Genomic DNA, 2,175 nt, shown 5'->3' with positions numbered 1-2,175 from the left:
TGCCTTCGCCTCGGAATATTTTCAGTTCGCCCTCAGCCAAATTCAATTTGCCAGCCAGTTTTTCCGCGTTATACATCAACCGAGTGATTTTATTTTCAAGCGCGGGAACCTGGCTGACCTTTTGCTGGAAAACTTCCAACTCAGCAACCCGCTGAGCCAGTTTGTCCCGCTCATCTGCAAGAATTAAGTTGCGGGACTGCAGCCGCTGTATTGTTTCTTCCTGTTCTTCGTGTTTGTTCAGTACAGCCTGCAATTGCTCGATCATCTCAAATCCTTTCTAAAATTCGCGGGTACTTCCCTGCGATATCAACAACAATTTGTGTGGGGTGAATGCCTTCTTTTTGTTTCACGCTAACGCAATAATCAACGTCAGGTGTGAAAGGGGCTTTGCTCCACCGGTGCCACCATTCTTCTGCTTTCTTACGCGCATAACCGTCACCCTCAACGCTGATCCACTCGCTGCACACCTCGCTGGGGAACAACGTATTGAATCCTGTAGAACCCGTTTCATGCCCTGAGTAGGTCACGCGCATTGTGGGTGGTCTGTTGGGTTTTTTATGTACGTGATAGCTCGCAGCTATGATGTCATATTTTACCAATATTGGCTGTAGGTCTGCTTTCAAAAGTGCGCGGTTTGACGCACGATTTTCAAGCTTTGGCGTGCTGTCGATAGGGAACTCGAATTCACATTCAGGACAGACCTTTGTTGAGATAGGCACAAAAATTTGACACTTGGGGCAATCCTTGACCGGCGCTTGGCCATCGCCTTTGCCTTTTTTCTTCACTGTGATGCTGGGATCGTCGATACAGCCGTGCCGCTGGATGTTTCCGGCGTAATCCAAAATCAGACAGTCAACCTTCCCTGGCGCAATGCGCATACCGCGACCGGTGATCTGCATATAAAGCGCAGTCGAAGCGGTGGGACGTAGCATCCCGATCAGGTCTACGCTGGGAGCATCGAAGCCGGTTGTTAGCACCTCACAGTTAACGAGGGCTTGGATCTCACCGGCTTTAAACCGGCGGATAATATCTGCCCTGTTGGCCTTCGATGTTTCCCCTGACACCATTTCTGCAGTGATGCCGTGTGATTTGAGCAGGTCGCGAACCTGGCGCGCATGGTCAACGGTTACACAAAAGAACAGCCATGATTTGCGGTCCCTGCCCCGTACAACCGCGTCAGCAACGGCCACCTCGCTCAGATCCATCATTCGTTCAGCGGCTTCTGCCTGCTGATAATCCCCGCCGACCTTGCGAACGCCTTTCATATTCGCGACTGCAGCGGTTTTGCACGATATGACTTTCGACAGATACCCTTGCTCAATCAGTTCAGGGATAGTGACTTCCGTGGCCACTTCTGAAAACAGGTTATCGCCGCCGTAGATGTAGCCCTGATCCAGTCTGAACGGGGTAGCGGTTAACCCGATAACCCTGAGTTTCGGGTTTTTTTCCAGTAGCCGTTCTATCAATTTATTGTATTGGCCACCATCCGGCGGGACGCGGTGACATTCATCAATGATCAGCAGGTTGTAAGCCGGTAAATCGGGCGCGCGGGCAATCGACTGGATGGAAGCGAACACGACTGCCGGTTCCAACTCTTTACGGCCAATACTGGCCGCATAGATCCCGCCCTCGATTTCAGGGCTGACCAGGCAGTGCTTTTCATAGTTTTGTTCGACAAGCTCTTTGCTGTGCGTGGCCACAAGTACGCGGACATGGCCAGCCGGTGCGCACTTGAGTGCTTCCCGAACCAGAACGGCGCAGATAATCGACTTACCTGCGCCGGTTGGCAGAACAGCAACGGGATGGCCAGTCTGATTGGCCGACAGCCACGCCCAGATCTCATTGACTGAGCGTTGCTGATAATCGCGCGGGCTAACCATCCAAAGATCTCGCGCAAATCTGGCCAACATCCAGGCTATCGCGGTCCTGCATGATGATAGATTTAACGGAGCACGGCGCATTACCCCGCCAGATGAAAATCACGCTGCCCTTGTTGTTGCCGCTCACAGGTTTTCCACTTGAATTGTGGATAAAACTTAACCGGCCAGTGATTAGGCGAACGTCATTGCAGCTATCCCATGCAAGGCGAAACCATTGCGTTGACGTGTCAGCCGGTAACAGCATGACAGTGGTGTTACCTCGTAACTTTTCGTCGAACGCACGGCGAACCCACGG

General features: G+C 52.1%; 3 protein-coding genes. All 3 read right to left on the bottom strand.

The window, feature by feature from the left end:
* The coding region (locus H511_RS0109180) for a hypothetical protein (protein WP_027252032.1) at positions 1–265 on the bottom strand (265 nt) is incomplete at its 3' end.
* A gap of 1 nt (position 266) precedes the next feature.
* Positions 267–1,961 (bottom strand): DEAD/DEAH box helicase, encoded by a 1,695-nt coding sequence (locus H511_RS22990; RefSeq protein ID WP_081669233.1) that lies wholly within the window; start codon positions 1,959–1,961, stop codon positions 267–269.
* Positions 1,873–2,124 carry a DNA N-6-adenine-methyltransferase gene (locus tag H511_RS25215; protein WP_420835030.1) on the bottom strand — a complete coding sequence of 84 codons (252 nt, stop codon included), beginning with the start codon at positions 2,122–2,124 and terminating at the stop codon, positions 1,873–1,875. The genes H511_RS22990 and H511_RS25215 overlap by 89 nt, the downstream gene beginning before the upstream one ends.
* Positions 2,125–2,175: the final 51 nt, after the last annotated feature.

Source organism: Photobacterium halotolerans DSM 18316, assembly GCF_000425165.1.
GTDB lineage: Bacteria > Pseudomonadota > Gammaproteobacteria > Enterobacterales > Vibrionaceae > Photobacterium > Photobacterium halotolerans.
This window is presented reverse-complemented; position numbering and strand designations above follow the sequence as displayed.